Origin of the sequence: Synechococcus sp. R5-13 (assembly GCF_047462015.1) — a bacterium.
Lineage (GTDB): Bacteria > Cyanobacteriota > Cyanobacteriia > Thermostichales > Thermostichaceae > Thermostichus.
In genome coordinates, this window is the sequence record NZ_JANSIL010000189.1 from 1 (window position 1) to 7,754 (window position 7,754).

Annotated in this window: 8 protein-coding genes; 4 read left to right on the plus strand and 4 right to left on the minus strand. The window is 60.5% G+C overall.

From position 1 onward, the window contains the following. The first annotated feature begins 127 nt into the window (after positions 1-127). A complete protein-coding gene (locus NW840_RS13230; RefSeq protein WP_414344764.1) occupies positions 128-937 on the plus strand; it encodes a hypothetical protein in 810 nt (269 codons plus the stop codon). Here NW840_RS13230 and argB read toward each other — a convergent pair. From argB to NW840_RS13245, 3 genes are read right to left on the minus strand one after another with little or no spacing between them, the layout of a single operon-like run. After that, positions 934-1,872: an acetylglutamate kinase gene (argB, locus tag NW840_RS13235; protein WP_414344766.1), complete on the minus strand. Its 939-nt coding sequence runs from the start codon at positions 1,870-1,872 to the stop codon at positions 934-936. The two genes, NW840_RS13230 and argB, sit on opposite strands and share 4 nt — an antisense overlap. A 59-nt stretch (positions 1,873-1,931) precedes the next feature. After that, positions 1,932-2,813, minus strand: a complete 882-nt coding sequence (locus NW840_RS13240) for a M56 family metallopeptidase (RefSeq protein ID WP_414344768.1) — start codon at positions 2,811-2,813, stop codon at positions 1,932-1,934. Beyond that, positions 2,810-3,244 carry a BlaI/MecI/CopY family transcriptional regulator gene (locus NW840_RS13245; RefSeq protein WP_414344770.1) on the minus strand — a complete coding sequence of 145 codons (435 nt, stop codon included), beginning with the start codon at positions 3,242-3,244 and terminating at the stop codon, positions 2,810-2,812. Before NW840_RS13245 ends, NW840_RS13240 begins: the two co-directional genes overlap by 4 nt. Positions 3,245-3,365: 121 nt before the next feature. On the opposite strand from NW840_RS13245, the gene miaB reads away from it, so the two are divergent. Beyond that, the gene (miaB, locus tag NW840_RS13250) at positions 3,366-4,700 is read left to right on the plus strand and encodes a tRNA (N6-isopentenyl adenosine(37)-C2)-methylthiotransferase MiaB (RefSeq protein WP_414344772.1); all 1,335 of its coding nucleotides are present in this window, start codon (positions 3,366-3,368) and stop codon (positions 4,698-4,700) included. A 286-nt stretch (positions 4,701-4,986) separates the two neighbouring features. Here miaB and NW840_RS13255 read toward each other — a convergent pair whose 3' ends face one another. After that, complete coding sequence (locus NW840_RS13255) at positions 4,987-5,337, minus strand: hypothetical protein (protein ID WP_011433285.1); 351 nt, start codon at positions 5,335-5,337, stop codon at positions 4,987-4,989. Positions 5,338-5,571: 234 nt separating this feature from the next. On the opposite strand from NW840_RS13255, the gene gltX reads away from it, so the two are divergent. Further along, on the plus strand, positions 5,572-7,011 hold the full coding sequence (gene gltX / locus NW840_RS13260; protein ID WP_414344773.1) for a glutamate--tRNA ligase: 1,440 nt from the start codon (positions 5,572-5,574) through the stop codon (positions 7,009-7,011). A 79-nt stretch (positions 7,012-7,090) separates the two neighbouring features. Continuing rightward, on the plus strand, positions 7,091-7,735 hold the full coding sequence (locus NW840_RS13265) for a GAF domain-containing protein (RefSeq protein ID WP_414344775.1): 645 nt from the start codon (positions 7,091-7,093) through the stop codon (positions 7,733-7,735). Positions 7,736-7,754 lie beyond the last annotated feature (19 nt).

The following is a 7,754-nucleotide window of genomic DNA, read 5'->3' on the forward strand; positions in this document are numbered from 1 at the left end:
GCAGAGCAGGCTCAGGGCTACTGAAAGCCCGCTCCGTACCGCTTAGCGGTCGGAGTCGGGTAGTTTACGAGCTTCTGGCCGCTCGGTTCGGGCAGGCTGTAGGCAGCTTGATGAGGAGAAACCGGCAATGTCTTACTCAACCTCTTACTCCGTGTCTTACTCGAAAATCTTTTTCCCAGTTTGGGTGGCGGGGCTGCTGTTGTTGATCGGCGGCGGGATCCTGTTTGGCCTGTTGCGGGCTTTTGGGCTACCTATTGGGGAGCTGGCCGACTGGGCCATTGGGATCGCCAGCTTTTGGTGGCTGGTGGTGATCGTCACCCTTCCCTGGAACCTCTACTTTCAGGCCAAGGCCGTTCAGCAGGAGGCGGTCGTGTCTCAGGAACGAGGGATCCCGGTGGAAGATTCAACCTTGGCTTTCCTACAAAAGCTCAGCCGCTGGTCGTTGCGCGTGGCCATTGCCCTGCATGGGCTGTCGGCTCTAGCTTTCTATGGCTTGGCCGTTGGGCAAGTCACCCCCATTGGCTACCCCAGCGCCGTGGCTGCGGTGTTGTTAACGGCTCTGCGCCCGGCCATCCGGGGCTACGAGTATTTGGCCGACCGCTTGGCCCAGTTGCAAGGGCAAATCCGCATCCCTCGCGAAGATGCCCTCGAGCTGGCGGAACGACTAGAGCAGTTGCAGCGCCAAGTCGAGCAGTTGCAGGAGCAATGGGATCCCGGCAAACCTGGCTCTTGGGCCCAACAAGAGGAAGAAACCCGGCGCTACCTACGGCAGGAGCTGGCCGCGCTCAAGGCCCAACTGGAACAGTTGCGGGCCAGCAACGAGCTAGACCACAGCCAACTGCGCCAAGAGACCCGCCAAGCTGTGGCTCAGCTCAGTGTGGATAGCCAATTTCTCGGCCATGTGCGGGAGATCCTGCGCTTCATCAAGGAAGCCTAGCAGGATCCGTTGTTCAGCCCTTCCAACTGGGCGGCAAATTGAGAAGGAACCAGCTTGGTGCCCACCCCGGCATCGGTCAAAATCTCCAGCAGCAGAGAGTGAGGGGATCCTCCATCCAGAATGTGGGCCGCCCGCACCCCTTGTGCCAGGGCGCGAATGCAACACTGCACCTTCGGGATCATGCCGCCCTTGACGACACCGGCTTGGATCAACTGGCGAGCCGTCTCGATATCCAGCAACGTAATCAGAGAGCTGCGATCCTGAGGATCTTTGAGAATGCCAGGGGTGTCGGTGAGCAAAATCAGCTTTTCTGCCCCCAGAGCAGCCGCCAGTTCTCCCGCCACCGTATCGGCGTTGATGTTGTAGGCTTGGCCCGTCTCATCGGCAGCCACACTGGAGATCACCGGAATCTGTCCACCTTCCAACAGGGTTTGCAGCAACTGGGGGTTGATGCTGCTCACTTCCCCAACAAAGCCGATCTCTGCCCGGCCCTGGGATCGCGCTTTGATCAAGTTGCCATCCCGCCCGCACAGCCCCACCGCCGATCCGCCGGCCAAGCTGATGAGCTGCACGATCTGCTTATTAACCTTGCCCACCAACACCATCTCCACTACTTCCATGGTGGCGGCATCGGTAACCCGCAAGCCATCCACAAACTTGAAGGGAATGTCCAGTTTTTGTAGCCAACTGTTGATCTCCGGCCCCCCCCCATGCACCAACACCGGGCGGATCCCCACACAGGCCAGAAAGACGATGTCTCGGAGCACCTCGGCCCGTCGCTCTTGGTGCACCATGGCTGCGCCGCCGTATTTGATGACAATAACGCGGCCCTGGTACTGCTGAATGTAGGGTAAAGCCTCGATGAGGATCTGCGCCCGCGTAAGGGGATCACAGGCCGACCCGGTCGCCTCAGAAAGGGAAGAGTTGGTTTGCACTGCTGTAAGTCCCTAGAAGTCCAGAAAACCTGACCCAGAGTATCGCATTCTGCAGATCCTCAGGTATGGAACGGGATCGCCAGCAAAGGCAACAGGGCCAACCCCAACCAGGCCCAACCCCGAATGGAAGAAGAATGGGGTAGGGGATCGACGGGCCCTGACTCTGCCTGCTGCAGCAGGGCATCGATACGCTCCTGCAGCCGTTGCCCTGAGTCTGAACTCACGGCCATTGCAAAGCCAACCCAGGCCGCCGCCGGTTGCTCCACCACGCCATAGCCCACCACCTGCAGCAGGGCCTCTCCCAACAGCAAGGGATCCACCCGTTGGGCCGCCCAGCGATCCGCCCGCAGTTCCCGCAGAGTGAGCAATTCCTGCCAGAGGGCCTCGGTGTTGGGCAGCCAGCCGGTGAGGCGTCGCAGCCAGCCCACCCCAAACATCCACAGGGTGTCGCGGTAGTGGCGATGGGCTTCTTCGTGAGCGATTACGGCCCGCAAGTGCTCATCATCCAACTGCTCCAGCAGGCCGCGGCTGACCACCAACTGGGCATTCCACACCCCCACTTGGGCAGCAAAAGGGATCTCCAAATCCAGCACATAGGCGGGAGAGCCATGCAAATCCACATGGGCCAGAGCTTGCAGATGGGCACGTCGATAGGAGCGCCAGTATTCCCAAATCCAGTGCAAGGCCACGCCGCCGGCCACGGCCAGCAACAGCAGAGCACAGCCGTAGCAGAACCAGCCCCCCACCCCGGCCATTTGTCCCCACGGCCCCATCCAGGCCAAGGCCAAAGCAGTGGTCAGCAACAGCAGCGGGGGCAGCAAGAAGTGGATCCAAGCCCGCTGCCAACGCCGGCTCCACCCGCCCCCCTTATCCAGGCGCACTTGCACCCGCCACAGCCAACTGAGGCCCAAGCCCAGCAGTAACATGCCCAAGTGGCTCATCGCGGATCCCTCCTGGCTTGACGGGCCGCCCGCAGCCGTTCGGCAATCGCCTGCAACTGGGACACACTGGCCTGATCCAGGCTATCGGCAAAGGCTGCCACCGTATCGGGATCCCCTACAGCCAAAAACTGCTGCAGGTGGGTGAAGGCCCTGAGGCTGGCCGCTTCCTGACGCGAAAGACGAGGCCGCCACAGCATGGGCAGATTCCGCCCTTGGGGATCGGTGCGGCGCTCACAGCTCACCCAGCCCTTCTGGCTTAAGCGCTGCAAAACTGTAGTCACAGAGGCATAGGCCAGCTCCCGATCCGGATCGGCCAAGATGCGCTCGTGGATTTGACGGGTGCTGGCACTGCCCAGATCCCAGAGGATCTCCAAGATTTCCGATTCCAGAGGGCCCAGCGACAGTTGCTTGGGACGATGCTTGGGCAACATGAGCCTTTGCCGGTGTAGGAATTTCTATCTAGCTAGATTAACTGTTGGAGTCTCAAGCCCCGCAGCCATTTTAAGGATCCGCTAAGCTCGAAGATGGTGGTTCTTCGTACTGTTTCTTCCCATGGCTGCTCCCACCTACCACACCATCACCTTCGGCTGCCAAATGAACCGCGCCGATACCGAGCGCATGGCCGGGATCCTGGAGTCCCTGGGGTATGTGGCCACCGAAGATGAGTTGCAGGCGGACTTAGTTCTCTACAACACCTGCACCATCCGCGACAATGCTGAGCAGAAGGTCTATTCCTACCTGGGCATCCAGGCACAGCGCAAGCGCAAGAACCCGGCCATCAAGCTGATCGTGGCCGGCTGTGTGGCCCAGCAAGAGGGGGAAAAATTGTTGCGCCGCGTCCCTGAGCTGGATCTGGTCATGGGCCCCCAGTACGTGAACCGCCTTGGGGATTTGCTGGCGCAGGTGGAAGCCGGAAACCAGGTGGTGGCCACCGAGCCGGTTGAGATCCCAGAAGACATCACCAAGCCCCGTCGCGACAGCCAGGTCACTGCTTGGATCAACGTTATCTACGGTTGCAACGAGCGCTGCACCTACTGCATCGTGCCGCGGGTGCGAGGGCAAGAGCAGTCCCGCCAGCCCCAGGCCATCCGCGCCGAAATCGAAGACGTGGCCAGAGCGGGCTACCGCGAGGTGACGTTGCTGGGGCAGAACATCGATGCCTACGGACGGGATCTGGATCCGAAAACCAACCTGGCCAGCTTGTTGCGCTTCGTCCATTCGGTGGAAGGTATTGAACGGATTCGCTTTGCCACCAGCCACCCGCGCTACTTTACCGAGGAGCTGATCGCCACCTGCGCCGAGCTGCCCAAAGTCTGCGAGCACTTCCACATCCCCTTCCAGGCGGGCAGCAACGAAGTGCTCAAGCGGATGCGGCGCGGCTACACCCACGAGCGCTATCGCCAGATCATCCAGCTCATCCGCCAATACATGCCCGAAGCCGCCATCAGCGCCGATGCCATTGTCGGCTTCCCGGGAGAGACCGAAGCTCAGTTCCAAGAAACCCTGCAACTGGTGCAGGACATTGGCTTTGACCAAGTGAACACCGCCGCCTACTCCCCTCGTCCCGGCACCCCCGCCGCTGAGTGGCCCGACCAAGTGCCCGAGGAGGAAAAAAGCGACCGCCTGCAACGGCTGAACCGACTGGTGGCCGAGGTGGCCGCCGCCCGCAGTGCCCGACTCCTAGGCCAGGTGCAAGAGGTGCTGGTGGAAGGCCCCAACCCGAAAAACCCCCGCCAGGCAATGGGGCGTACCCGCGGCAATCGCTTGGTGTTCTTTGAAGGGGATCCAGAGCAACTGCAGGGATCCCTGGTGCCGGTGCGCATTACCGCCACGCGAGCTTTTTCGCTGACCGGAGAGGCAGTTACCGTCCGCGCGAGCGGGCCATAGGATGAAGGCTCTCACAAACACAACTTTCCCCAGTTCCCTCTTGTCCGATTGCGCCGGCGGAGCGCCTCTCCAGGGAGCTGTTTCGCTGAGAAAAACCATGCCCTCCTGGGTGAACAGCTTTAAGGCAACCGCCAGGCAGTCACTGCCCTTTCCGCCACGCCGACCAGGGCACAACCACCGCCCTAGCTAGCTTTCTTCCGCGCAGCAGTAGAACGGAGCTTCATACACAACGTTTTGGCAACAGCAACAGGCCGGCGCTGGAACAGGCCCCGAATACCTGCCCTGCCTAGCGCAAGATTTCAAAATCCAAAACGGGCTCTGTCTGGGTCACGCGGTAGTACCCGGCCTGGGTACGAACCGAAGCCTGATAGGGGCTGGGCAAATCCAGCGAGCGCAGGGGTGGGATGTTGGTGCGTTGGTTCAGCAGCGTGGTGAAGAAGGCGGTGGTCTGCCGGGCCTGGGAGCGCACCACCTCCTCAGGGAAAATGACCGGATCCACATTCCTGCCTGTATCCAACAGGATCCTATCCAGGGCATCTCCCACCGGATAGGAAGGATAGGCAATTTGGGCCAAGGCGGATCCAATCGGGATCCCGGCGGACAGACAACCCAGAAGAATGGCCAAAGTCAGACGCATGTGCTGGGATTCCTCCTGCGCTACAGCTTTTCCTCAACACCGGAAAAAAGCGGGGTTTGAACGTTGCTCATTGACTTGGATCCCCATGAAGCCTACCTTTTGACCGGCAGCTAAGGCGGATTCTACTCGAAATGCCTCGATTGGCAACCGCCTGCAACCCAATGGAGGGCCAACATGACAAAGGATCTCGCCGCCGACTAGGATCGGGATACTCTGCTTGGGATCCTTAGACCTGTGAGTGTTTGTGTTCGCATTGCCCCCAGTCCAACCGGAAATCTGCACATCGGCACCGCCCGGACGGCAGTGTTCAACTGGCTGTATGCCCGTCGCCACGGTGGCCGGTTCATTTTGCGCATTGAGGACACCGACCGCGACCGCTCTTTGCCCCGCTACACCCGCAACATTTTGGCGGGCCTGGCCTGGTTGGGCCTAGACTGGGACGAAGGGCCGGTCTACCAGTCCAAGCGCATCGAGCGCTACCAAGCAGTGGTGCAGCAGCTTCTAGATCAAGGGCTGGCCTACCGCTGCTACGTCAGCGAGGCAGAGCTGGAGGAGATGCGCGCTGCCCAGAAGGCTGCCGGCAAAGCCCCCCGCTACGACAACCGCCACCGCTTTCTCACCGAAGCCCAGCGACGAGCCTACGAAGCCGAGGGGCGGCAGCCAGTGATCCGCTTCAAAATCGAGGAGCCCCTAGAGGTGTCTTGGGTGGATCTCATCCGCGGCCCCATTACCTGGAACACCCAGGACTTGGGGGGGGATATGGTCATTGCCCGGGCGGATGGCTGCCCTCTCTACAACTTGGCGGTGGTGGTGGATGACATCGACATGGGCATCACCCATGTGATTCGCGGCGAAGATCACATCGGCAATACCCCCAAGCAGATTTTGCTCTACCGTGCTCTTGGCCACGAACCTCCCCAGTTTGCCCATTCTCCGCTAATCCTGAACCCGGAGGGGAAAAAGCTCTCCAAACGGGATGGGGCAACTTCGGTGACGGAGTTCCAGCAGCTGGGCTTTTTGCCAGAAGCTCTCAAGAACTATTTGGCTTTGCTCAGTTGGTCGCCCCCGGATGGGGAAGAGCTTTTCTCTCTGGAAAAGGCGGCTGCGCTGTTCGACTTTGACCGGGTTAACCGTGCGGCTGCCCGCTTTGACTGGGACAAGCTCAACTGGATCAACAGCCAGTACATCAAGCGGCTTTCTCCGCCAGAACTGGTAGAACGGCTCACCCCCTTTTGGCAGGCGGCAGGGTTTGACCTTTCCGAGGTGCCGGATCCCACCTGGTTGGAAGATGTGGCCCGCCTGATTGCCGATGGTATCGACCGCCTGGCAGAGGCTCCTCCGCTCAGCCGCTTTTTGTTTCAGGAGCCCCTCAGCTACACGTTGCCAGCTCTGGAACAGTTGCGCCTGCCTGGGGTGGCAGAGGCTATGGCTGCAATGGCCACCACGTTGGCTGCTGCCGAGCTGCCCCAGGTTTCGGCGGACAGCTTAAAACCGCTGGTGGATCAGGTGGCCAAGGGCCAGAACATGAAAAAGGGCCTGCTGATGAAGAGTTTGCGGGCCGCCCTGACAGGGGATCTGCAGGGGCCGGATTTGCTGGAATCTTTTGCCCTTCTCCAGCGGCGGGGCTGGGCTTTGGGGCGGTTAGAGGCTGTGCAGAAGTTGGTTTCTTGTTGATGGAAGCCCATCTCTTGCTGTCATGCCTTCGGTTGCCTCTGTTGAAAGTGCTCCGCACCGCTGCCGCAATCGGGATCCCATGCTGTCACGCCAGCTACAGGCTGCAAACCAAATTGTCCAAGAACTGGTGCTGCTCTCTTCTCAGTTATCTTCCCCATCCTCTTCGGACTCTGTAGAGATGGGGGAGCTGGAGCAGTGTGTGCTCAAGCTGGCCCAGACCTTGGTACGGCAGATGGTGGATCGTCTGGGTGCAGCCTCAGCTCGCCTTTGGATTTTCGACCCGCAGGAAGGATGTTTTCAGTCGGTGGCCCATGCCGGCCTGCTCAGCCCTGCTCATGACCAAATTCAGCGGATCTACCCTGACGACAGCCCTTTGGGACGGGTGGCCCAGGAGGGTCTGCCGCTTTTGAGCAACAATCCCGCCCAAGAAGCCTGGATGCCCGCCCCAGAGTGGGTGAAGGCCAATGGCTTGCGAGGCTTTGTTGCCTACCCGATTAACCGGGGGGAGGAGCGGCTGGGGGCTTTGGCTCTGCTGAGCCGGACACCTCTGGAAGCCAGCTTTCTGATTGTCAAACACGCGGGGGCACGGCGCATCGATCTCATCATTCAGCCCAAGGTTCAACAGGACGCCGGTTCCTCTATCAACCCTCAGGCTCCCTACACCCACTTGGAGGTAAACTACCCGACTCCGACCGCTAAGCGGTACGGAGCGGGCTTTCAGTAGCCCTGAGCCTGCTCTGCCC